This is a genomic window from Mesorhizobium sp. M1004, assembly GCF_040318795.1.
In the GTDB taxonomy this organism is placed as follows: domain Bacteria; phylum Pseudomonadota; class Alphaproteobacteria; order Rhizobiales; family Rhizobiaceae; genus Mesorhizobium.
Genome location: NZ_JAMYNB010000001.1, coordinates 320,494 through 343,640 on the forward strand (window position 1 = coordinate 320,494; position 23,147 = coordinate 343,640).

At 63.8% G+C, this 23,147-nt stretch carries 25 protein-coding genes; 12 read left to right on the plus strand and 13 right to left on the minus strand.

Annotation, left to right across the window (positions count from 1 at the left end; all coding sequences use genetic code 11):
- Positions 1–4 precede the first annotated feature (4 nt).
- Both NKH54_RS01570 and deoA read left to right on the plus strand, forming a co-directional pair.
- Positions 5–823 (plus strand): purine-nucleoside phosphorylase, encoded by an 819-nt coding sequence (locus NKH54_RS01570; protein ID WP_023733523.1) that lies wholly within the window; start codon positions 5–7, stop codon positions 821–823.
- A complete protein-coding gene (gene deoA, locus NKH54_RS01575; protein ID WP_352803009.1) occupies positions 823–2,142 on the plus strand; it encodes a thymidine phosphorylase in 1,320 nt (439 codons plus the stop codon). Before NKH54_RS01570 ends, deoA begins: the two co-directional genes overlap by 1 nt.
- Before the next feature lie 9 nt (positions 2,143–2,151).
- Here the strand turns inward: deoA and NKH54_RS01580 are convergent, their stop codons facing one another.
- From NKH54_RS01580 to NKH54_RS01590, 3 genes are all read right to left on the minus strand, one after another.
- On the minus strand, positions 2,152–2,709 hold the full coding sequence (locus NKH54_RS01580) for a TIGR02281 family clan AA aspartic protease (RefSeq protein ID WP_353027623.1): 558 nt from the start codon (positions 2,707–2,709) through the stop codon (positions 2,152–2,154).
- 129 nt (positions 2,710–2,838) lie between these two features.
- Complete coding sequence (gene upp / locus NKH54_RS01585) at positions 2,839–3,468, minus strand: uracil phosphoribosyltransferase (RefSeq protein ID WP_023671129.1); 630 nt, start codon at positions 3,466–3,468, stop codon at positions 2,839–2,841.
- Positions 3,469–3,582: 114 nt separating this feature from the next.
- Positions 3,583–4,554: an adenosine deaminase gene (locus NKH54_RS01590; RefSeq protein WP_353027624.1), complete on the minus strand. Its 972-nt coding sequence runs from the start codon at positions 4,552–4,554 to the stop codon at positions 3,583–3,585.
- A 133-nt stretch (positions 4,555–4,687) separates the two neighbouring features.
- Here NKH54_RS01590 and ubiE point away from each other — a divergent pair, with 133 nt between their 5' ends.
- The 3 genes from ubiE (at position 4,688) to coaBC (ending at position 8,604) form a co-directional block, all read left to right on the plus strand.
- Positions 4,688–5,464: a bifunctional demethylmenaquinone methyltransferase/2-methoxy-6-polyprenyl-1,4-benzoquinol methylase UbiE gene (ubiE, locus tag NKH54_RS01595; RefSeq protein WP_023691856.1), complete on the plus strand. Its 777-nt coding sequence runs from the start codon at positions 4,688–4,690 to the stop codon at positions 5,462–5,464.
- Between the two features lie 31 nt (positions 5,465–5,495).
- Positions 5,496–7,070 carry a 2-polyprenylphenol 6-hydroxylase gene (gene ubiB / locus NKH54_RS01600; RefSeq protein ID WP_353027625.1) on the plus strand — a complete coding sequence of 525 codons (1,575 nt, stop codon included), beginning with the start codon at positions 5,496–5,498 and terminating at the stop codon, positions 7,068–7,070.
- Positions 7,071–7,137: 67 nt separating this feature from the next.
- Positions 7,138–8,604, plus strand: a complete 1,467-nt coding sequence (coaBC, locus tag NKH54_RS01605; protein WP_023744160.1) for a bifunctional phosphopantothenoylcysteine decarboxylase/phosphopantothenate--cysteine ligase CoaBC — start codon at positions 7,138–7,140, stop codon at positions 8,602–8,604.
- A gap of 120 nt (positions 8,605–8,724) precedes the next feature.
- Here coaBC and NKH54_RS01610 read toward each other — a convergent pair whose 3' ends face one another.
- From NKH54_RS01610 to NKH54_RS01645, 8 genes are all read right to left on the minus strand, one after another.
- On the minus strand, positions 8,725–10,161 hold the full coding sequence (locus tag NKH54_RS01610) for an MFS transporter (protein WP_353027626.1): 1,437 nt from the start codon (positions 10,159–10,161) through the stop codon (positions 8,725–8,727).
- Positions 10,162–10,353: 192 nt separating this feature from the next.
- Positions 10,354–10,833 (minus strand): DUF992 domain-containing protein, encoded by a 480-nt coding sequence (locus NKH54_RS01615; protein ID WP_023671135.1) that lies wholly within the window; start codon positions 10,831–10,833, stop codon positions 10,354–10,356.
- An 89-nt stretch (positions 10,834–10,922) separates the two neighbouring features.
- On the minus strand, positions 10,923–11,396 hold the full coding sequence (locus NKH54_RS01620; RefSeq protein ID WP_023671136.1) for a DUF992 domain-containing protein: 474 nt from the start codon (positions 11,394–11,396) through the stop codon (positions 10,923–10,925).
- 257 nt (positions 11,397–11,653) lie between these two features.
- Positions 11,654–12,508 carry a tetratricopeptide repeat protein gene (locus NKH54_RS01625; RefSeq protein ID WP_023686462.1) on the minus strand — a complete coding sequence of 285 codons (855 nt, stop codon included), beginning with the start codon at positions 12,506–12,508 and terminating at the stop codon, positions 11,654–11,656.
- 203 nt (positions 12,509–12,711) lie between these two features.
- Positions 12,712–12,990, minus strand: a complete 279-nt coding sequence (gene rpsU, locus NKH54_RS01630) for a 30S ribosomal protein S21 (RefSeq protein ID WP_023671138.1) — start codon at positions 12,988–12,990, stop codon at positions 12,712–12,714.
- A gap of 176 nt (positions 12,991–13,166) precedes the next feature.
- Entirely contained in the window at positions 13,167–13,553 is a 387-nt protein-coding gene (locus NKH54_RS01635; protein WP_023740928.1) for an SET domain-containing protein, read from the minus strand.
- A gap of 105 nt (positions 13,554–13,658) precedes the next feature.
- A complete protein-coding gene (locus NKH54_RS01640; protein WP_353027627.1) occupies positions 13,659–14,417 on the minus strand; it encodes an SDR family oxidoreductase in 759 nt (252 codons plus the stop codon).
- 134 nt (positions 14,418–14,551) lie between these two features.
- Entirely contained in the window at positions 14,552–14,920 is a 369-nt protein-coding gene (locus tag NKH54_RS01645) for a YrdB family protein (protein ID WP_023671141.1), read from the minus strand.
- 201 nt (positions 14,921–15,121) lie between these two features.
- On the opposite strand from NKH54_RS01645, the gene NKH54_RS01650 reads away from it, so the two are divergent.
- Genes NKH54_RS01650 through NKH54_RS01675 form a run of 6 tightly spaced genes read left to right on the plus strand, consistent with a single transcriptional unit; the run spans position 15,122 to position 20,968 of the window.
- Complete coding sequence (locus NKH54_RS01650; protein WP_023671142.1) at positions 15,122–16,375, plus strand: sarcosine oxidase subunit beta; 1,254 nt, start codon at positions 15,122–15,124, stop codon at positions 16,373–16,375.
- Positions 16,375–16,797, plus strand: coding sequence for a hypothetical protein (locus NKH54_RS01655; protein WP_023820626.1), 423 nt, complete (start codon positions 16,375–16,377; stop codon positions 16,795–16,797). Before NKH54_RS01650 ends, NKH54_RS01655 begins: the two co-directional genes overlap by 1 nt.
- A 12-nt stretch (positions 16,798–16,809) precedes the next feature.
- Complete coding sequence (locus NKH54_RS01660; RefSeq protein ID WP_353027628.1) at positions 16,810–17,121, plus strand: sarcosine oxidase subunit delta; 312 nt, start codon at positions 16,810–16,812, stop codon at positions 17,119–17,121.
- A complete protein-coding gene (locus tag NKH54_RS01665) occupies positions 17,118–20,111 on the plus strand; it encodes a sarcosine oxidase subunit alpha (RefSeq protein WP_353027629.1) in 2,994 nt (997 codons plus the stop codon). Before NKH54_RS01660 ends, NKH54_RS01665 begins: the two co-directional genes overlap by 4 nt.
- A complete protein-coding gene (locus tag NKH54_RS01670; protein ID WP_023820628.1) occupies positions 20,104–20,688 on the plus strand; it encodes a sarcosine oxidase subunit gamma in 585 nt (194 codons plus the stop codon). The genes NKH54_RS01665 and NKH54_RS01670 overlap by 8 nt, the downstream gene beginning before the upstream one ends.
- Positions 20,689–20,740: 52 nt before the next feature.
- On the plus strand, positions 20,741–20,968 hold the full coding sequence (locus NKH54_RS01675) for a hypothetical protein (RefSeq protein WP_353027630.1): 228 nt from the start codon (positions 20,741–20,743) through the stop codon (positions 20,966–20,968).
- Between the two features lie 123 nt (positions 20,969–21,091).
- On the opposite strand, the gene NKH54_RS01680 is transcribed toward NKH54_RS01675, so the two are convergent.
- On the minus strand, positions 21,092–21,325 hold the full coding sequence (locus NKH54_RS01680; protein WP_023671148.1) for a DUF680 domain-containing protein: 234 nt from the start codon (positions 21,323–21,325) through the stop codon (positions 21,092–21,094).
- Between the two features lie 186 nt (positions 21,326–21,511).
- Positions 21,512–22,156 carry a TetR/AcrR family transcriptional regulator gene (locus tag NKH54_RS01685; protein WP_023671149.1) on the minus strand — a complete coding sequence of 215 codons (645 nt, stop codon included), beginning with the start codon at positions 22,154–22,156 and terminating at the stop codon, positions 21,512–21,514.
- A gap of 249 nt (positions 22,157–22,405) precedes the next feature.
- Between NKH54_RS01685 and NKH54_RS01690 the strand changes: the two genes are divergently transcribed.
- The gene (locus NKH54_RS01690) at positions 22,406–23,107 is read left to right on the plus strand and encodes a hypothetical protein (RefSeq protein WP_023700998.1); all 702 of its coding nucleotides are present in this window, start codon (positions 22,406–22,408) and stop codon (positions 23,105–23,107) included.
- Positions 23,108–23,147: the final 40 nt, after the last annotated feature.

Sequence of the window (23,147 nt, forward strand, 5' to 3'; positions counted from 1 at the left end):
TGATATGAAGGAAGCTCTGGACCACCTCGTTGAAAGGCTGGACGGGTTGGCGCCGACAACGGCGATGGTGCTGGGGTCGGGCCTTGGCGGGCTTGTCGACCAGGTCGAAAATGCCGTGCGCATCTCTTATGCCGACCTGCCGGGTTTCCCCCGCAGCGGGGTGACTGGCCATGCCGGCGAGGTGGTCGCGGGGCTTTTCGCCGGCACGCCGGTGCTGATGCTGTCCGGCCGCGCCCATTATTACGAGCACGGCGTTGCTGCGGCGATGCGGCCGGCGCTGGAGGTGCTTGCCGGCATCGGCATCACCAAGCTGATCCTTACCAATGCCGCCGGCTCGGTCGATCCCGACATGCTGCCTGGATCGGTGATGCTGATCACCGATCACATCAATTTCTCCGGCTCCAACCCGCTGATCGGCGAGCCTAGCGACCGCCGCTTCGTCGGCCTGACCGAAGCCTATGATGCCGGCCTGCGCGCGGCGATCGAACGGGCGGCGAAGGCGACAGGGACGGCGCTGCACAAGGGCGTCTATATGTGGTTTTCCGGTCCGTGCTTCGAAACCCCTGCTGAAATCCGCATGGCGCGCGTCATGGGCGCCAATGCGGTAGGGATGTCGACCGTGCCGGAGGTCATTCTCGCCCGCTTCCTTGGGCTTCGCGTAGCCGCCTGTTCGGTGATCACCAATCTCGCCGCCGGGATGACCGGGGCGGAACTGTCGCACCAGGAGACCAAGGACATTGCGCCGATCGGCGGCGCACGGTTGGCGACGATCCTTGCGCATGTGTTCCAGGATGGGTTGCCGGAGCTGAAGGGCGACGCCTGATGCTTCCCCAGGAAATCATCCGCCGCAAGCGCGATGGCCAGAAACTGTCGGCGCAGGAGATTTCGGCCTTTGTCGCCGGCGTGACTTCGGGCAGCGTCTCGGACGGTCAGGTCGGCGCCTTTGCCATGGCGGTGTTCTTCAACGGCATGAACCGCGACGAGGCGGTGGCGCTGACGCTCGCCATGCGCGATTCCGGCGATGTGCTCGACTGGTCGGACCTGCCGGGTCCGGTCACCGACAAACATTCGACCGGCGGCGTTGGCGACAATGTCTCGCTGATGCTGGCGCCGATCGTCGCCGCTTGCGGCGCCTATGTGCCGATGATATCCGGCAGGGGCCTTGGCCATACCGGCGGCACGCTGGACAAGATGGATGCCATCCCGGGCTATATCAGCCAGCCGGATATCGCGCGCTTCCGCAAGACGGTGCTCGAGACCGGCTGTGCCATCATCGGCCAGACCGCCGATCTCGCGCCCGCCGACCGTCGCCTCTATGCGATCCGCGATGTGACCGGAACGGTGGAATCGGTGCCGCTGATCACTGCTTCTATTCTGTCGAAGAAACTCGCGGCCGGCCTGCAGTCGCTGGTGCTCGACGTCAAGGTCGGCAATGGCGCCTTCATGGAGAAGTCGCGCGACGCGACAGCACTGGCCAACAGCCTGGTCGAGATCGCCAACGGCGCCGGCCTGAAGGCCTCGGCGCTGGTCACCGGTATGAACGAGCCGCTGGCGTCGGCGGCCGGCAACGCGGTCGAGGTGCGCAACGCCGTCGATTTCCTCACCGGGAGGCTCCGCGACAAGCGACTGGAGGATGTGACGCTGGCGCTGGCCGCCGAGATGCTGCAATCGGCAGGGCTGGCGTCCTCCAATCAGGACGGTCTCAGGCGCGCGGCCGAGACGCTGGCCGGCGGCCGCGCGGCAGCCGCCTTCGCGCGTATGGTCGCAGCCCTAGGCGGTCCCGCCGATTTCGTCGAGAAGCCGGAAAAATACCTGCCGAAAGCGGCGGTGGAGTTTGCGGTCAAGGCGACAGGCAACGGTTTTGCCACCGCTATTGCCACCCGCGATATCGGCCTTGCTGTGGTCGGGCTCGGTGGCGGGCGCACGCGGCCGGACGACAGGATCGACCATGCGGTCGGCATCACCAGGCTGCTGCCGCTCGGCGCCGAGGTGCGGGCCGGCGAGCCGCTGGCGCTGGTCCACGCCCGCACGCAAGTGGAGGCCGAAGCGGCCGCAGCCGCCGTGCTTTCGGCCTATACGATCGGGGCGTCGAAACCAGCCACCGACAAGACTGTCATCCGGCGCGTGCTGCCGCGCGGGTAGCGGAACGCGCTACTGCACCAGCAACAGTGTGCCGTTTTCGACCTGGTATTTTGCCAGCCGCTGCAAAAAGCTCATGCCAATGAGGTTGGTGCGCAGAGCCTTGTCGTCGAGCACTACCGCCTGGACGTTGTCGACGCTGATCTTGCCGATCTGCAGGCGATCGATGTTGACCACGGCGGCCCTGATCGCGCCATTGGCGGTGTTGACCTGCTGGTTGAAGTCCGACGGGTTGAGCGAGATGCCGATGCGGCGCGCCGTCGAGGTGTTGATGGCGACCAAAGTGGCGCCGGTGTCGATCATGCCGTCGACCTGGCGGCCGTTGAGCTTGAAGGCGGAGGTGAAATGGCCGCGCTCGTCGGCCGCCACCAATACTTTGCGCCCAGTGGGCAGCGGTGCGGCCGGCTTATCGGGAACCGAGGCGAGGCTCAGCTCGGGCTGCGGTTGCGGCTTGCCGGCGACGGTCGACTTCAACAGGTTGTCGAGAATCTGCGGGTTCGACTGATAGACGATCGGGATCGATGCCGACGTTCCGGCGAACACGCCCAGAATGAGAAGCTTGCGCAGCATGAACGGACCTTCGTGAAGGCCCATTCTCGTGCGCACATGGTGTTTGCCGCTTTAACGCCAACCCGAAACCGCGGCTTTGCGTAAACGGGCGGTAAACGACTGGATGCCAGCTGGCCTTGCCAGCCGCCGTCATTTGGTTCCGTACATGCGGTCGCCGGCATCGCCGAGGCCGGGCATGATGTAGCCCTTCTCGTTGAGCTGGCGGTCGATGGAAGCGGTAAAGACCGGGACATCCGGATGCGCCTTGGTGAAGCGCTCGATGCCTTCTGGCGCCGCCAGCAGGCAAAGGAAGCGGATGTTGGTGGCTCCGCGCTCCTTCAGCTTGTCGATGGCCGCGATGGCCGAGTTCGCGGTCGCCAGCATCGGATCGACGACGATCACCAGCCGGTCGGCGAGATCGCTCGGCGCCTTGAAGAAATATTCCACCGCCTCCAGCGTTTCGTGATCGCGGTAGAGGCCGACATGGGCGACGCGGGCCGCCGGGACCAGGTCGAGCAGGCCTTCGAGCAGGCCATTGCCGGCGCGCAGCACCGAGGCGAAGACCAGCTTCTTGCCTTCCAGCGTCGGCGCTTCCATGGTTTCCATCGGGGTTTCGATGGTCGTCGTCGTCAGTTCGAGGTTGCGGGTGACCTCGTAGCCGAGCAGCAGCGAGATCTCGCGCAGCAGTCGCCGGAAGCCGGCGGTCGACGTCTCCTTCTTGCGCATGATGGTCAGCTTGTGCTGGACAAGCGGGTGGTCGACGACGGTGACGCCCTGCATGGGTTGCTCCAGTGAATGGTGAATAGTGAATAGTGAATAGTGAGCAGGTTTGCGAGTCCCGATGGATCGATCATTGCCGTTGACAGGCCGAACCGCCGGCAAACCAGTCACCAGTCACCTCTTCGCATCGAGCCGGGCAAGCAGCGCGCTTTTCGTCTTCCTGTCGACGAAAGCCGCTTCGATCGCCGTCCTGGTGACGGCGGTCAAAGCTTTTTCATTCATGGAGAAATGCTCGGCGGCGATGTCGTATTCGCGCTTCAGCGAGGTCCAGAAATAGGGTGGGTCGTCGGAGTTCAGCGTCACCTTGCAGCCGGCCGCCTGCAGGGCAGGCAAAGGGTGATCGGCGAAACTGTCGTAGACTTTGAGCGCGATGTTGGAGCCGGGGCAGCATTCGAGCACGATGCCCTCATCGGCGATGCGGCGCACCAGGTCGGGATTTTCGATGGCGCGCACGCCATGGCCGATGCGCGAGGGGCGGATGTGGTCGAGTGCGGCCTGCACCGTCTCCCAGCCGGTCAACTCGCCGGCATGGATGGTGATGCCAAGACCCGCTTCACGGGCGATCTCGAAGGCCCTGACATAATCCTCCATCTCGCCCATGCGTTCATCGCCGGCGACGCCGAAGCCGGTGACCAGCGGATTTCCGCAGCGCGCCGCAAAACGCGCCGCCTGCTCGATCGATTCGACGCCGACATGGCGTACGCCGGTGACGATCATGCGGCCCTCTATGCCGGTCTTGGCTTTGGCGCGCAGCATGCCTTCGCCGAGCGCATCGGTGTAGGCCTTGGGCGACAGGCCGGCCCTGACGGCATGGTCGGTCGAGGTGAAGACTTCGGAATAGATGGCGCCGTCGCGGGCAAGGCTGGTCAGATAATGGTCGGCGAGGCGGGCATAATCCTCCTCGGAGCGGAACAGGTCGGCGGAAAAGTCGTAAGCCGCGAGGAAAGAGGTGAAGTCGTGCCAGACGAACGAGCCGTTCTGGATATAAAGCGAGGTGTCCTTGCCGTATTTCTGCGCCTGGCGGACGACGAGTTCGGGCGCCGCTGCCCCCTCGATGTGGCAGTGCAGTTCCGCTTTCAAAGGCATGCAGTTATCCCGTCTCATCAGTCCAGGCCGTAAGCCCACCACCTGGAAGCGCGGCCGAACACCGCGCCTTAAACAATAGCGCCCGCACCATCGATCGGCTATGGTCCCGCCGGTTTTATGACGGATCAAAATAATGTCAGTTGAGAGAACCACGGCCGCGGGCGGCATGGAAACCTCCTATGGTTTCAAGAAGGTAGGGCCAGGCGACAAGCAGCCTCTGGTCAATGAGGTTTTCCACAAGGTGGCGAACCGCTACGACCTGATGAACGACCTGATGTCGGCCGGGCTGCACCGGCTGTGGAAGGATGCCATGGTGACATGGCTCAATCCGCCGAAACGTCCGGGCTGGAAAGTGCTTGACGTGGCGGGCGGCACCGGCGACATCGCCTTCCGCATTGTAGACGCCAGCCATGGCAACACGCATGCCACGGTGCTCGACATCAACGGCTCGATGCTCAGCGTCGGCCGTGACCGCGCGGAGAAAAAGGGCCTGTCCGGCAACACCGATTTCGTCGAGGCCAATGCCGAGGAACTGCCTTTCACCGATAGCACCTTTGACGCCTACACCATCGCATTCGGCATCCGCAACGTGCCGCGCATCGATGTCGCGCTGACGGAAGCCTTTCGCGTGCTGAAGCCCGGCGGACGGTTCCTGTGCCTGGAGTTTTCCGAGGTCGAGATGCCGCTGCTGGACAAGGTCTACGAAGCCTGGTCGTTCAACGCCATTCCGCAGATCGGCAAGATGGTGACGGGCGAGGGCGAACCCTATTCCTACCTGGTCGAATCGATCCGCAAATTTCCCAATCAGCAGAACTTTGCTGCCATGATCACCCGCGCGGGCTTCGAGCGCGTGTCGTTCCGCAACTATTCCGGCGGCATTGCCGCCCTGCATTCGGGCTGGAAGCTTTGAGGCACCACAGTTTGCAGCAGCAGGGTAGGCGATGAGCAGCGTCGGCGCCGCCTTTCGGCTCGCACGGGCCGGCTGGGTGCTGGTTCGCGAAGGCGTGATCGCAGCATTGCCGGGCGACGAACTCGGCGGCCTGCCGAAATTCGGCTGGCGCATGGCCCGGCTCTTCACCCGCCGCCGCGCACTCGCTTATGAGCGCAGCGACCGGCTGGCCAAGGCGGTGGTCCGGCTCGGACCCTCCTACGTCAAGCTCGGCCAGTTCCTGGCGACGCGGCCCGATGTCGTCGGCAACGACATGGCGCTCGACCTCGCCATGCTGCAGGACAAGATGCACACTTTTTCGCAGGCGGAAGCGGTGGCGGCGATCGAGGGCTCGCTCGGGCGCAAGATCGGCGAACTCTATACGCAGTTCGGCGGGCCGGTCGCGGCGGCCTCCATCGCCCAGGTCCATCCCGCGCAGGCCATGCATGACGGTGTCGATACCAAGGTGGCGGTGAAGGTGATCCGGCCTGGCGTGCGCCGCCGCTTCTTTCAGGATCTCGAAAGCTATTTCCTCGCCGCCCGGCTGCAGGAGAAATACATCCCGTCGTCGCGCCGGCTGCGGCCCGTCGAGGTGACCGAGACGCTGGCGCAAACCACCAAGATCGAGATGGATCTGAGGCTCGAGGCGGCAGCGCTTTCGGAACTTGGCGAAAACACCAAGGATGACCCGGGCTTTCGCGTGCCGTCGGTCGACTGGGAGCGCACCGGGCGCGATGTGCTGACCATGGAATGGGTCGACGGCGTCAAGATGAACGACATCGCCGGCCTCGCTGCGGCGGGCCACGATCTGAAGGCGATCGCCACCAACCTGATCCAGTCGTTCCTGCGTCACACGCTGCGGGACGGCTTCTTCCATGCCGACATGCATCCAGGCAATCTGTTCGTCGAGGCCAATGGCAATATTGTCGCCGTCGATCTCGGCATTGCCGGACGGCTCGGCAAGAAGGAGCGCCGGTTCCTCGCCGAAATCCTCTACGGCTTCATCACGCGCGACTATCTGCGCGTCGCCGAGGTGCATTTCGAGGCCGGCTACGTGCCGCGCCAGCACAATGTCGCGGCTTTCGCGCAGGCGATCCGCGCCATCGGCGAGCCGATCCACGGCCAGCCGGCCGAGACCATTTCGATGGCCAAGCTTTTGACGCTGCTGTTCGAGGTCACCGAATTGTTCGATATGGCCACGCGGTCGGAACTGATCCTGTTGCAGAAGACCATGGTGGTGGTGGAGGGCGTCGCGCGTACGCTCGACCCGGCCTTCAACATGTGGAAGACGGCCGAGCCGGTGGTCGGCCAGTGGATCGCCGGCAATCTCGGGCCGAGCGGCCTGCTGATGGACGCGCGCGACGGCGCCAAGGCGCTGCTGGCGCTGGCCCGCCAGGTGCCCGATCTTGCCGCCCGCACCGAGCGGCTGTCGCGCGAGATCGATTTTATGGCGGAGCACGGCCTCCGCTTCGACGAGGTGACATCACGCGCCATCGGCAAGGCCGAAGCCCGTTACACCCGCTCGGGCCGGCTGGCGCTGTGGGTGATCGCGCTGACGCTGGTTTACATCGCGTGGAAGCTGCTTTGATCGCTTGCAACGCTAGCAACGGTGGTGCTAGCGTTGCAGTCGCGCTATTGATGTCGCGGAGCAAGTCATGGGCACCATTACTGTCCGCAATCTAGCTGACGACGTGAAGCAGAAATTGCGTGAGCGCGCTGCGGCGCGCGGGGTGTCGATGGAGGAAGAGGCGCGTGATGCGCTTGCCAAAAGCGTGCTGTCGGCGGAAGCCGGCATGCCCGAGAGCGAAACCCTCTATGCAACAATCCGCCGCTTGGTTGAGCCTCATGGAGGTTTTGACATCGATCTGCCCGAGCGAGGTCAATCCACAAAAACGCACAAAACCCTCGACGGCAAGCGCATCCTGCTGATCATCGGCGGCGGCATCGCCGCCTACAAGGCGCTGGACCTGATCCGCCGGCTGCGCGAGCGCGGTGCGGCGGTGCGCGTCGTGATGACATCGGCGGCGCAGGAGTTCGTCACCACGCTTTCGGTCGGCGCGCTTTCGGCCGACCATGTCTTCAGCGAATTGTTCGACCGCAATGACGAGCACGATGTCGGCCATATCCGCCTGTCGCGCGAGGCCGACCTTCTGGTAGTGGCGCCGGCCACTGCCGATCTGATGGCCAAGCTCGCCAACGGCCATGCCAACGATCTGGCCTCGACGGTGCTGCTCGCCACCGACAAGAAGGTGCTGATGGCGCCGGCGATGAACCCGAAAATGTGGTCGCATGCCGCGACGAGCCGCAACCGGGCGACGCTCGCCAAGGATGGCATCGCCTTCGTCGGCCCGGCCAAGGGCGAGATGGCGGAAAGCAACGAGGCGGGCGAGGGCCGCATGGCCGAGCCGCTGGAGATCGTGGCAGTGATCGAGGCACTGCTCGACAGCAGGCCGAAGCCGCTGGCCGGCCGCAGGATCATCGTCACCTCGGGGCCGACGCATGAGCCGATCGACCCGGTGCGGTACATCGCCAACCGCTCTTCGGGCAAGCAGGGCCATGCGATTGCGGCAGCGCTGGCAAGACTGGGCGCGGATGTACGCCTGGTCTCCGGTCCGGTTGGCATTGCCGATCCGGCCGGCGTTGTGACGACGCATGTGGAGACCGCGGCCGAGATGAAAGCGGCCGTCGAACAGTTGTTGCCGGCGGACGCCGCGGTCTTCGTAGCTGCCGTCGCCGACTGGCGCACCGCTGGCACGGCCGGCGAGAAGATCAAGAAGGTGGCGGGCCAGGGCCCACCGGCGCTGCAAATGGTCGAAAACCCCGACATTCTCGCCAGCGTCGGTCATCACGGGCAACGCCCGGGGCTGGTTGTCGGCTTCGCCGCCGAGACGCAGGACCTGATTGCCAATGCCGAGGCCAAGCTGAAGAAGAAGGGCGCCGATTTCATTGTCGCCAACGATGTCTCGCATGAAAGCGGCGTCGGCCCCACCGGCGTCATGGGCGGCGACCGCAACAAGGTGCGCATCGTCTCGAAGGACGGCGTCGAGGAATGGCCTGAGATGGGCAAGGACGAGGTGGCGGCGCGGCTCGCCGCGCTCATCGCCGAGCGTTTGCAAGCCTGAGCGGCCGCCGGTTCCGCAATCGGGCAGGCCATGGTCTTGCAGGCAGCCTTGTGGCCGAGGGCATTTGACGCCGACAGCGCCGGCGGAATGCTGTCGCCAAATTCTCGATCCGCCGTGCCCTCAGCCTGTCGCCAATTGCGGCCGGCGTGCCGCCAAAGCCATCTTCAACGCCGCCAGGCAACCGACAATGCCAAGTGGCACGAAGGCCAGGTACAGCCAGCCGGCGACGTGCGCTGCTGCCTCGCGGTTCAGCCCGTCCGAAAAGCCGCTGGCATTGGCGATGATTCCGGCCATGGCGGCGCCCACGGCGTAGCCGATGCGCTGCATGGTCGGCACGGCGGCCGAGGCGATCGTCTGCTCGCCGTCGCGGGCGGAGGCAACGATGATGCGGGTCAGGAAGGGCCATGACACGCCGAAGCCACCGCCTTGCAACAAAGCGCAGAGCAGGATCACCGGGATCGAGCCGGCGGGGATGGCATAGGCGAAACCGGCGAGGCCGGCTGCAATCATCAGCGCGCCGATGACGAGGATCTGCCGTTCGCGCTGCAGCGGCGCATTGGCGACGGCGATCGACAGGATTGACCAGGCGATCGATTCGGCGGCGATGATGTAGCCTGTGGTCAGGATCGGGATGCCGTGCAGCGTGGTAAGCAGAAGCGGCCCGTAGATGGAAAAAGAGACTGTCGCCACCGAGAAGGCGGCAACCATGCTCATGCCGCTGCCGACCGGCGAGCGCCATGAGAACAGGCCCGACGGGAACAGTCGCGATTGCGGCTTCATGGCGTCGACGAAAACGAACAGCGCCAGGCCGGCGAGGCCGAGGACCAGCAGCAGCGACGATCGAAGCAAGGCGACGTCGACGCCTGCGGTGGCGATCAGCACGACGGCGATGGCGAGGCAGCCAAGTGCTGCAAAGGGGAAGGGCGGCGAGGTGCCGGCGGCGGCTTGCGGCTTCGTCGCTTCCGGCGTGTTCAGGACGATGAAGCTTGCCGATGCCATGGCGATGCCACCCAGCACGAAGACGCCGAAGGCCCAGCGCCAGGACAGGAGCTCGACCATGATCGCGCCGAGCATCGGGCCGCTGAAGGCGGCGACGCCCCAGATCGCCGACATGATGCCGAACAGCTGTGGCCAGATGCTGCGGTTAAACAGCCGCTCGACCGAGACGAAGGCCAGCGACACCAGCGCACCGCCGCCGAGACCCTCGACCAGACGGCCGCCAAGAAACACCGGCATGGACGGCGCGGTGGCGCAGATCAGTGCGCCCACGGCATAGAGCAGGGCGGCGACCGTGACGTTGGAGCGTAGAGCGACATAGCTGACCAGCCGCCCGGCCGCTGCGCCAGCGACAATGGCGCCGAGCTCGTAGACGGCCAGCGACCAGCCGACGAACTGCACACCGGCGAGGTCCCCGACCATGGCCGGCATGACCGTCGCCACCATCGTCTCGTTGGTGGCGTGCAGCAGGATGCCGAGGCTGATGAAGCAGAAGCGCGCGAGCTCGCCGCTTGCCCACAATGCCCGCCAGTCGACCTTGTTGCTGGTGATTTCAGTCATTCTTTACCCTGCCTTTGCATATCTCGATGCCGGCGCATGGCGCCAGAAGCCAGTCGGGCTTTCCGGCGGGGCCATGCGCGCTGTTTCAGTCAGGCGAGTTGTAAAACCTCAAGCGCAGTTGAGCTCAAGTGGCTTTTTATCGAAGTGAAAACGGTCGAGATTGGCCGGAAGCCTCTCCGCTTGATGCGCCGGTCAGTTCTCAATGCTGCGCAGCTGAAACTGGCTGACGCCGATCGCAATGTTGATACCGGTCTGCGTCTGCAGGCTGAGCGGCTGCAGGGTGAAGGCCTGCGAGGAGCCGCCGACCAGGAGATTGGCGCCGGCGCCGACCGCCGCGGTCACTTCGGCGCTGGCGCCGATATAGTCGCCGGCCAACGCGCCGGGCGCATAGATGTTCCTCAGCGGCGTCAGCACCAGCCATTGCATGACGGTCTGCTTGGTGGTGCCGATGTCGAGCCCGTATTTGTTGACGGCGCCGAAATAGGCTTCCGGCGAAAAGCTCTTGTCGGCCGGCGTGAAGGTGCAGCTCAGATCCTTACTGGAGCCGAAGATGAAGCCGGTGCCGCCGCCGATGGCGCAATCGAGCACACCGAGTTCGATACCCTGGCCTTGCGCTTGGGCCTGGGCGGTACAGATGATGGTGATAGCGGCGGCGATGGCTGGTTTCAGCACGGCGGATCCCCCAACAAGCATACGGCGCGAAACAGTAACCTGTTCCGCGCCGCGCGTAGAGGGATCAGTCGATCCTTATTTGCCGATGCTTATTTGAACGAGTGGATCAGTTCCAGGGAGGTCACGGCGACCGCTACATTGACGCCGGTCTGCGCCTGGACGCTGAGCGGCTCCAGCACAAAGGCGCCGTCGAGCCCGCCGACCAGCAGATTGGCGCCGCCGCCGGTCACCACGCTCGCCTCGGCGTTGACGCCGTAATAATGGCCGGCAAGGTCGCCCTCGTCATGGCCGCGGGTGGCGGCCAGAACCGCCCACACCAGCTGGCCCTGATGCGTCTGGCCGAGATCGACGCCGAGCTTGGAGATCATCCCCGTGTATTTCTCGGACGGCCCATGGTGATAAGGGCGGAACGTGCAGTCGACGCCCTTGTTCGACGTGATGACGTAACCGACGCCGCCGTCGATGGTGCAATCGAGCGTGCCGAGCTGAAGCTTGCCGGCGCTGGCGGGAACGGCAAGCAGCGTCGTGGCAAGTGCCGCGGCACAGATGATTTTCTTGATCATGGGTCAGTCCTTTCGAAAATGCCTTCAACAACGGTTGAATGGCCCGGAGCGTTCCGCTGAAAACTTGGCGCGATCAAGGCAAGGGTTAACGCTTTGCCCCCGGTGGTTAAGATTGGGTGATAGTGGGGTTTTCTGGATACGCAATCCCTAGGGGACGGGCTCTGCGCTTTCCCGGGGAGAAACCGCTCACGCGGCGCACTGCATCAGGAATGGAACGTTGTTATAAAAGGCCGCCGATGGCGGCGCGCGGCCGCATCTCAGCCGGCGGTGGCGCCCGATGTGCGCGACAGGCCGTCCTTGGCCGGCTGGTAGGTCGGGTCGAGATGGACGGCTTCGCGGTAGGCCTTCGAGGCCTTGACCTTGTCGCCGCGGCGCTCGTAGATCAGCGCCTGGTTGGACCAGGCTTCGGCGTTCTTGCCGTCGAGCTTGATGGCCATGTTGAAGTCGGAGAAGGCGTTGTCCTCGTCATTCATGGCGAGATAGGAGAGGCCGCGGCCATTATAGGGTTCGGCGGCGTCCGGCGCCAGCGAGATGGCGGTCGAGAAATCCTCGATGGCAAACTTGTGCTGGCCCTGGCTCTGATAGATCAGGCCGCGATTGTGGTAGGCGCGGGCATCCGTGGTGTCGAGCTGGATCGCCTTCTGGAAATCGTTGAAGGCCTGCTGGGTCTGGCCGGCCTTGCGATAGAGGTTGCCGCGGCCGATATAGGCGGCGTCATAATTTGCATTGATCTGGATCGAGCGGTTGTAGTCGGCAAGGGCGGCCGCCTGGTTGCCGAGGAAGCGCTGGATCAGCGCCCGGTTCGAATAGGCCTGGTAGAAATTCGGGTTGAGCTGGATGGCGGTGTCGAAATCCTTCAGCGCCGCCTGATACTGGCCGCCACGGCCATAGGCCGAGCCGCGCACATTGTAGCCTTCCGGATCCTGCGGATTGCGCTGGATCACCGCCGACAGCGAGGAGATGTTCTCGCTCGAGCCTTGCGCCTTGTCGATGTTGTTGAATTCGCCGGTCGGAACGCTCTGGCAACCGGCCAGCACCAGGCCGGACATCAGGGCTGCCGCCAGGGCCAAACCGCGCATTGTGGTTTTGCGCTCTACGCCGATTGCGTTCATGTCTGCCCTGTCCTCACTTCAGCCGCGCCGTCCAGGTCCCCCTCCGGGCCGGGTCACAGATTGTCGTAACAAAATCTAGAACGCCGTTTGCGCGTTCAAGGGAACGGCCTCCAACAGAATGGCGGCGCTCCAAACAAAAAGGTGGCGGCGATTCCGCATCGCGCCACCTCAGAGTATCCTTCGAAAAGGACGAAAAATTGGCGTCAGAACCGCGGCGGACGCGGAGCACCACCAGGACCACCGGCGGCGCCGGCAGCAACCGGGCGCGGCGTCATCGGCAGCAGGCCTTCGCGCTGGGCGCGCTTGCGGGCCAGCTTGCGGGCGCGGCGAACGGCTTCGGCCTTTTCACGGGCGCGCTTCTCGGAAGGCTTCTCGTAATGGCCGCGCATCTTCATTTCGCGGAAAATGCCTTCGCGCTGCATCTTCTTCTTGAGAGCGCGAAGCGCCTGATCAACGTTATTGTCGCGGACGAGTACCTGCACGGGCAATCCTGTCTTTCGGGTTTGATATCAACAGGCAAGTGACCATAGCCACATGCCTCCGCGGCGCTTTACACCACGAATTGTGGCGGCTGATAGCAGAATCAGGCCGCGCTGTCCACACTGGAAATGAAGGACAACCGCCAATTTGCCACGGCAGCCCCGAGATAGGGCGCCAACTAGGCGTTGGCCAGATGGAGCCGTGCGAAATCCTCGAAGAATTCGCCGTAATCGCAGGTAATTTCCTCGCCGGCTGATATATCTCGAGTGGCGGTGGCGCCGCCATATTGCGAAAAATCCGTGTTCGGCCGCTCGGCGTGGTTCATGAAGCGGCCATTATCGACTTCATAGACCATGAAGCCGGGACGGTCGGGGCTCGGATAGGCATAGCGGTCGAGCAATTCCTTGAGGTGCGGCGGCGCCGCCTCGTATTTGTCCATCGGGATCAGCCGGTCGAAATCCGGATCGAGCCGCCATATCGAGGCGCCCTTCCTGATCGGCTCGGCGGCGAACACGCCGACGCCTTCGATTGCGCTCTGGGCGACATAGGTCCTGATCAGCAGCATGTCCGTCCTCCTCACCCGAAACCGAATCGCCAAATCGCGTGGAAAAAGCAAGTCCGGTTTCGGGTTCTATGGCTGATCGGCGCGGGCGATGGCCCGCGAAATGCTTCACGTCCGGGTGATCGAGACGCCGCCATCGGCAAACAGCGCCGATCCTGTGGTGAAGCTCGACGCATCCGATGCCAGGAAGAGCGCAGCGCGGGCGATCTCTTCAGGCACAGCGACACGTTTCAAGGCATGCAGGTTTTCCACGAAAGCGCGTGATTCCGGCGTCTTGAATGTTGCCGACGGGGTGTCGGTGCCACCCGGCATCAGCGCGTTGACCCGCACGCCCCTGGGGCCGTATTCGGCGGCCAGTACCTGCGTCAGGCCGATCAGTCCGGCCTTGCTCGCGGCATAGCTGGTCATGCCCGGCATGCCGACTGTGTGACCGACGAAGGTCGAGGTGAAGATCAGCGATCCGCCGCCGCGTTCGACCATCGCCGGCACCTGGTATTTCGCGCCGAGAAAGGCGCTGGTCAGATTGGCGTCGAGCGTCTCGCGCCATCCGTCCAGCGACAGTTCCGAAATCGGACCCATCGTTCCGACGGAGCCGACATTGTTGAAGGCGATATCGAGCCCGCCGAATTTTTCGACGGCGAGATCGACGAGGGCTTTTGCATAGGCTTCGTCGCGGACATCGCCGGCAAGCGCGACTGCCGTGCCGTCGGCGTTCTCGATTTCGACGACCAGCGCATCGAGTTCGGCCTGGCGGCGGGCGGCGATGACGACCCTGGCGCCTTCTTCGGCGAAGAGTTTTGCGGTGGCGCGGCCGATGCCGGAACTGGCGCCGGTGACGATCGCTATTTTATTGGTGAGTACGAACATTTTCTTACATCCTTTCATCGCGCCGGCTGTGCCGGCAACCGGGATGTTGATCGCAGTTCGGGACGGTGCTAGCCACCCGATACGTGCTCGACTTGCTGAATGGCTTCGCAGCGGCACAAGCGCCGCGCGCCGGACTATTGCTTCAGCAGCCAGCCGAGGCGGTCGAGCGAAAATGCGTAGCTGATGGCGATGAGCAGCGTGATGACAACGCCCGTGGTTGTGTGACCGGCGGCATAGAATCCGGCTGCACCGCCAAACAGGATGGCCAGTTCAAGCACCAGCCTGACTGCGCCTGGTACAGGAACCGGCGCGCGTCCGGACCGGCTCGGATCGCCGCGCACCGCGAAGGTTCCCCACAGCGCAGCTGCAATGAACGGCAAGGCCAAGGCGAAGAGCCAGCGCCACCATCCGCCGGAGAGGCTCCAGCCGGCAAAGCCGAGGCCAAGCAACGCGGCAAGTTCCAGCAGGAAACGCAAGGTCAGATTCCACCAGGCGTTGCCCATATTCGTCCTCCAGAGTCTCGCGATCGCCAGTGTGTCCGAACGCAGCCATGCCTGCCAGCCCGGGCAGGTCTTTTCCGCCGCGGCGCAAAACGGCAAGCGCCGTCGCAAACAGCGCAAGGGTGGAAGCGCCGTTTCGCTAGTGATACACCTCGCGCGCCGGGGCTGCGTAAAATACCCCATCGCCATTGCGAGGCTGGAACGTTGAAAAAATATTCGGTATTCGCCATCGCCCGCGAGGCCATGCGCGGCCACAAGGGCTGGGAGGAACAATGGTCCTCGCCGGAGCCGAAGAAGGAATATGACGTCATCATCGTCGGCGCCGGCGGTCATGGCCTGGCCACCGCCTACTATCTCGCCACCGTGCACGGCATCACCAATGTCGCGGTGCTGGAAAAGGGCTGGCTAGGCGGCGGCAACACCGGGCGCAACACCACCATCATCCGCTCCAACTACCTTTACGACGAGAGCGCCGGCATTTACGACCATGCGCTGAAGCTGTGGGATGGGCTCTCCCAGGAACTCAACTACAACGTCATGTATTCGGCGCGCGGCGTCATGATGCTGGCGCACAATGTGCACGACATCCAGGTGCTGAAGCGCCATGTCCATGCCAACCGTCTCAACGGCATCGACAATGAATGGCTGACGCCTGAGCAGGCGAAGGAATTCTGCCCGCCGCTCAACATTTCCAGGCAGGCGCGCTATCCCGTCGTCGGCGCCGCCTTGCAGCGGCGAGGCGGCACGGCGCGTCACGATGCGGTGGCCTGGGGCTATGCGCGCGGCGCTTCGGCGCGCGGCGTGCACATCATCCAGAATTGCGAGGTCACCGGCGTCAAGCGGGCGGCCAATGGCGCGGTCATGGGCGTCGACACGACGCGCGGCTTCATCAGCGCCAAGAAGGTCGGCGTGGTGGCTGCAGGCCACTCCTCGGTGATCATGAACATGGCCGGCGTGCGCATGCCGCTGGAAAGCTATCCGCTGCAGGCGCTGGTGTCGGAGCCGGTCAAGCCGGTGGTGCCGTGCGTGGTGATGTCGAACACGGTGCACGCCTACATCTCGCAGTCCGACAAGGGCGAACTGGTGATCGGCGCCGGTACCGACCAGTATGTCTCCTATTCGCAGACCGGCGGCCTGCACATTTTGCAGCATACGCTGGACGCCATCTGCGAGATGTTCCCGATCTTCACCCGCATGAAGATGCTGCGCTCGTGGGGCGGCATCGTCGACGTGACGCCCGACCGTTCGCCGATCCTGGCCAAGACGCCGGTATCAGGCCTCTATGTCAATTGCGGCTGGGGCACGGGCGGCTTCAAGGCAACGCCCGGCTCAGGCCATGTCTTTGCCCACACGATTGCCAAGGACGATCCGCATCCGATCAACGCGCCCTTCACCATCGAGCGCTTCCGCACCGGGCGCCTCATCGACGAGGCAGCAGCGGCGGCGGTGGCGCACTGATGATGGTGGAACTGGCTGTAGCGGTGCCGCTGGTGCTGGCGGGGGAGCAGGACCTGTTCCATTTTCCGTCACCGGACGAGGTGCGGACGCAGCCGATCAGCCGCGCCGGCAACGAAGCCAATTGGCCGTTTTCGATCGACGCCGGCATTCTGGCATGCGTGTGGAGCGGTGGCCAGAAGGTGGTCATCTTCATGGAGAACAGGCCCTCCGATCTCGGCGACGACGACACATTCGAGCCGCGCAGCGTCATCGTGACGACCGATCCGTTTCAGCTCACGATCGGCAACATGGCGTATCGCGAGCTGTTTCGCCCCGCCGCAAGCGTGGAGGAGCGCATTCGGCTCGTCGCGCCTTTTGCGGCGATGGGCCAGAGGCTTTGCAACCAACCGGCCGGCGCGCATGTCGGCCACGGCGAATTGTAGGAACGAACGATAATGCTTCTCATCCGCTGCCCCTATTGCGAGGAAGAGCGCCCGGAGCTCGAGTTCCGTAGCGCCGGCGAGGCGCATATTGCGCGCTCGGCCAACATGGCGGGCGAGAGCGACGACGATTTTGAAAAGTTCTTCTTCATCCGCTCGAACCCCAAGGGCATCATCTATGAGCGCTGGCGCCACATCCATGGCTGCGCACGCTTCTTCAATGCGGTGCGCGACACCGTCACCGACAAGTTCGTCATGACTTACAAAGCCGGCGAGCCGAAGCCGTCCAAGCTGCCCAAAAACTCCAACGAAGTGGCATCCAAATGAGCGGCGCGTTCCGCATTCAAAGCGCCGGCCGTCTCAGCCAGGCCAAGACCGCGCGGTTCTCTTTCGACGGCCAGTCTTACACCGGCATCGAAGGCGACACGCTGGCCTCGGCGCTGCTTGCCAATGGCGTGCATCTGGTGGGACGTTCGTTCAAGTATCACCGTCCGCGCGGCTTCCTGTCGGCCGGAGCGGAAGAGCCCAACGCGCTGGTCGAGGTCAAGCGCGACGCGGCACGCAAGGCGCCCAACATCCGCGCCACGGTGCAGGAGCTCTATGACGGGCTGGTCGCGCAGTCGCAGAACCGCTGGCCTTCGCTGGCCTTCGATGTCGGCGCGGTCAACGACATTGCATCGCCGCTGTTTTCGGCCGGCTTTTACTACAAGACCTTCATGTGGCCGAAGGCAGCCTGGAAGAGCCTCTACGAGCCGAAGATCCGCGCCGCGGCCGGCCTCGGCGTTTCGCCTGACAAGCCAGATCCCGACCATTATTCGTCGCGCTATGCGCATTGCGACGTACTGGTGCTAGGCGGCGGTGCGGCCGGCATTGCGGCAGCGCTCGCCGCTGCCGAAACCGGCGCGCGTGTCATCCTCGCCGATGAACAGGCCAGCTTCGGCGGCAGCCTGCGCTTCGAGAGCGGGGCGAAGATCGACGGCCAGGACGGTTATGCCTGGGCGCAAGGCGCGGTGGCCAAGCTCACCGCCCTGGACAATGTCCGCGTTTTGTCGCGCACGACGGCGTTCGGCTACTACGCGCAGAACTTCGTCGGCCTGGTCGAGCGGGTCAGCGACCATCTGCAAAACCCCGGCCACGATTTGCCGCGCGAGCGCCTATGGCAGGTACGCGCCAAGCGCGTGGTGCTGGCGACCGGCGCCATCGAACGCCATATGGTGTTTGCCGACAATGACCGGCCCGGCATCATGCTGGCCTCGGCGGCGCGGACTTATCTCAACCAGTACGGTGTCGCGGTCGGCAAAAATGTCAGCGTCTACACCGCAAATGACTCGGCCTACTCCGCCGCGATCGACCTGAAGAAGGCCGGCGTCAACGTGGCGGCGATCGTCGACCTGCGCGACCATCCGACCGGACCTGTGATCGACGAGGCGAGGGCGCTCGGGATCGAGGTCAATTTCGGCCGCGCGGTGATCCGCGCCGGCGGCAAGTTGCGCGTGACCTCGATGACGGTGCAGCCGAAGAATGGGGGCGGCGAGCGCACCATTCCGGTCGACGCCATCCTGATGTCGGCCGGCTGGACGCCGTCGGTGCATCTGTTCTCACAGTCGCGCGGCAAGGTCGCCTTCAATGACGAGACCAAGCGCTTCGTGCCGGGCATCTATGCGCAGGACTGCGTTTCGGTCGGCGCCTGCAACGGTACGGATGGGCTCTCGGCGTCGATCGATGAGGCCTATGCGGCCGGCGCAAAGGCGGCGAAGGATGCGGGCGGCAAAGTGGCCAAGGGCGTAAAGCCGAAGGTCGACGCGTCGGAAAGCTGGTCGCGCGGCATGCTGGGCGCGGCGCCCGGCGCCGGGCCGGACAAGACGGTCAAGGCCTTCGTCGATTTCCAGAACGACGTCACCGCCAAGGACATCCGCCAGGCGGTGCATGAAGGCATGCGCTCGATCGAGCACGTCAAGCGCTTCACCACCAACGGCATGGCGACCGACCAGGGCAAGACCTCCAACATGCACGGCCTGGCGATTGCCGCCGAGACGCTTGGCAAGCCGATCCCCGAGGTCGGGCTGACCACTTTCCGCGCACCCTATACGCCTGTTACTTTCGGCGCGATCGTCAGCCATTCGCGCGGTCCGCTGTTCGACCCGACACGCAAGACCGCGATCCATCCCTGGGCGGAAGCTCAAGGCGCGGTGTTCGAGGATGTCGGGCAGTGGAAGCGCGCCTGGTATTTCCCCAAACCCGGCGAGGACATGCACAAGGCGGTCGACCGCGAATGCGTCGTGGTGCGCAGCAATGCCGGCCTGTTCGACGCCTCGACGCTGGGCAAGATCGAAGTGGTCGGGCCGGATGCGGCCAGGTTCATGGAACTGCTCTACACCAATCCGTGGGAGAAGCTTGAGCCCGGCCGCTGCCGCTATGGCATCATGCTGCGCGAGGATGGTTTCATCTATGATGACGGCGTCGTCGGCAGGCTGGCGCCGGACCGTTTTCATGTGACGACCACGACGGGTGGCGCGCCGCGCGTCATGAACCATATGGAGGACTATCTCCAGACCGAGTTCCCGCATCTGAATGTCTGGCTGACCTCGATAACCGAGCAATGGGCGGTCATCGCCGTGCAGGGGCCGAAGTCGCGAGACATCATTGCACCGCTGGTCGAAGGCATCGACATGTCGGACGAGGCGCTGCCGCATATGTCGGTGCGCGAAGGCAAGATCTGCGGCGTGCCGACCAGGCTGTTTCGCATGTCGTTCACCGGCGAGCGCGGTTTTGAAGTCAACGTGCCGGCTGATCACGGCCAGGCGGTCTGGGAAGCGCTGTGGGCCGAAGGCCAGAAGCATGGCGCTACTGCCTACGGCACCGAGGCCATGCACGTGCTGCGCGCCGAAAAGGGCTACATCATCGTCGGCCAGGACACGGATGGTACGGTGACGCCGAACGATGCCGGGCTCGACTGGGCGGTCGGCAAGAAGAAGACCGATTTCGTCGGCATCCGCGGCCTGACGCGGCCCGATCTGGTCGCCAAGGGCCGCAAGCAGCTGGTCGGCTTGAAGACCAAGGACCCGAAAGTGGTGCTTGAGGAAGGCGCGCAGATCGTCGCTGATCCGAAGCAGGCGATCCCGATGAAGATGATCGGTCACGTCACATCCAGCTACTGGTCGGAAAATTGCGGTCGCTCGATCGCGCTGGCGCTGGTTGCCGGCGGCCGCGACCGGATGGGCGACACGCTCTATGTGCCGATGCCGAACGGGGTGATCGAAGTGGAGGTTACCGGCACGGTGTTCTTCGACGAGACGGGAGGGCGCCTCAATGGCTAAGGCTGCTGCAAAGAAGACGGCCCCAGCTGCAGCGCCGTCCATCGAGCGCCGCCCGGCCCTGGCTGGACGCGTCGTTTCCGCAACGGATGTCAAGGTTGAGGTGCTGCCGCCGGCGGAGCGCATGTCGCTGCGCGCGCCGGAGGCTTCCGTCGCGGCGCTGTCGAAGGCGCTCGGCCTGACCTTGCCGAAGCAGCCGAAAACTTCGGCGTCGAAGACAGGGCGCACGGCGCTATGGCTTGGCCCTGACGAGTGGCTGGTCATCGATGAGGCTGGCAAGGATCCGCTGGCCGATCGTGCTGGGGTTGCCGCATTGCATTCGGCGGTCGGCATCTCGCACCGCAACGTCGCCTTCGCCGTCACCGGCCCGGCGGCTGCCGCCGCGATCAATGCAGGCTGCCCGCAGGATTTGTCGCTCGAGGCTTTTCCGGTGGGCGCGGCGTCGCGCACCATTCTCGGCAAGTGCGAAATCCTGCTGTTGCGCACGGCAGCCGACGCTTTCCGGGTCGAGTGCTGGCGTTCCTTCTCGGACTATGTCTTTACTTTCCTGTCGGAAGCAGCCAGCGACGCGGCGGCGTAGGAACGTTTGACGGGTCAAGCCGTTCTGCTTCCCCCATCAGGGAGAACATACGATGCCGTCGAAAGCGCCGCCGAAGTCAGCTGGCAAGACGTCCGCCGTGCGCTCACTCGAACATGAGCAGCATCACGAGCTGACTGCCGAAGAGGAACTCGAGGAAGGCCTCGAGGACACGTTTCCGGCCAGCGATCCGGTGTCGATCACCTCGACCGCCATCCCAGGCGCGCCGGCAAGACCCGGCAAGGCCAAGACGGTGCCGGGTCGCAAACCGCGCAAGAAATAACCCGTTCGGCTACGCCAGGTTTGAACTCAGGAAAAGCCGACTTGCGCTGAGGAAAAAACGGGCGGCCGGGATTATCCTGCCGCCCTTAAATTAGTCGTTGTGCTGTGGTCGAGCCCGATCAACTTAGAACGTGCTCGGCACGATCCATGGGTTGATCTCGATGCCGAGACGCGGGCTCTTGGCCTTGACGTCGGACTTTTCGACCGAGCCGGTCACGGCGCAATCGAGCTTGGCATTGGTCGTGGTGTCGACGCAGGTGGCGGCGGGGGCCTGCTTGGTCGAGTGTGTGTTGTTGGCGGCGAAAGCCGAGCCGGAGAGAGCCAGCACGGTGGCGAGGGCGAGAAGGGTCTTGTTCATGTCAGTCTCCATCGGTTAAACTTTTTTCGTACATGTACGATACAACGTACACATACGTCCACCGAGATGGGTTTTCAAGTCGAAAAACGTACGCGTACGACAAATTTTTTTGAATGCCGAAAATTGCGGCGCACTGACACAGCCGAAGCTGTCAGGCCGGACGTTGAATTGGAGGGGCGGGGATGCTCAGCAGTCGACCGGGGTCTCGGTCAGCGGCGGCACATTCTGGGTGCTGAGCGTGGCGAGTGTGAAATCGCACATCCGCGTCACGAAAGCCTGTGGATCGCCGAAGGGGTAGAACGGGAACGTGATCAAAAGCGAGATGGTGCCGTGGCCGACTGCCCAAAGCATGGTGGCGATGGCGCGCGGATCGCCCTGCAGCTTGCCTGCAGCAACGCAGGCCTCGACCCTGGATATCAGCGCTTTCATCGCCGGGTTGGCCTCTTCCATGTCCTCATAGCTTCTGCCTTCCGGCAGCTTGGTCTTTTCGGTCATGAACACGGTGCGGTATTCGTTGGGATTGCCGAGCCCGAAGGCAGCATATTCGGTCATCACCGCACGCAAGGCCTCGATCGGATCGTCGGAAGGATGCTCCTCGATGCGGCGGGCAAGTGTTTCGAAGGCATCCTCGGCCAGCGCAAACAGGATGTCTTGCTTGTCGGCGAAGTAGGAATAGACCGACATCGGAGCATAGCCGACCCGCTTGGCCAACTTGCGGATGGTCAGGCCTTCATAGCCCTCTTCCTTGACGAGCTTGTGGGCTGCGTCGAGCAATTCGGAACGCAGTTCGGCTTTTTGTTTTTCGCGGCGTTTCTGGACGCTCAGTGGCAAGACCCGGTGCCTTTGGTTGGTTGTGCATGGCTAAATATATACGCTGTACGGAAACGGGCAAGGGCGCTGCCAGGGACATCAAAAAGCGACCCTCAAGCTATCTCTCGAATAGTCGTGTCCGTTCTGGTCTATTTCGCCAGCATCTATGTCACAGCATGTGTAACATGGGCGCTCGCAGGCAACATCGGACCGTTACAAACAAAGCCTATCTGGCGGCTCTGCAAGAAATTTCGGTTTTGGGGGGCCTCTATGGCTGCGATAGAGCTTTCGTCCGGGCTGCCGGGCGCACATCCACTTTCTCATGGCGCCAGGCTGGCGCTCAGGCGAGTCGTGATAGTCGCATGGCTGGCGATCGCAATCGGCTTCGCCATGGAAGCGCTTATTCTGACTGCCGGATTTGCGGCAGGTTCGCACCCGGCCCCGACCCAGGTTCTGATCGACTTGGCGCAAGGCGTGACCTGGTCATTCTTCGTCTGCGCCGGCGTCAGCCTCGGCACGGCGATCACCAAGGTGCGAGCCTCGCTTGGCGGCCTGATCGCCATGATCTCGGGGCCGCTGGCCATGGGCATCGCCAAAGGTACGCAAAAGGTGATGGTGAGCGCGCTTGATGTATCGGCAAAGCCCGTGATCCTGTCGCTCACCACGCTCGGTATGTTGCGGGCGATCGAGTATGGTTTGCTGGGCTGGATGCTGGCTTCGCTGGCATCCAAGGAAGAACCTCGCTCGCTGCATTTCATGCTGGCGGGTGCCTTGGCCGGCGCGGTGTTCGGCGGCGGGATCACGGCGCTGACGATCGAGACCGCCGCAGCCAAGGACATTGCGCTGGCATTGCCGCAGGCTGTCGCCACCGGCCTCATTGAGATCGTGTTTCCGATCGGATGCTCGCTGGTCGTCTACATCGCCCTGCAAGTCAGCCGGCACATGAAGTTCATTTCCAGCGATGCGCGCTAGAGCAGGATGATTTCAGGTCGAATTGACCTGAAATCTGAAT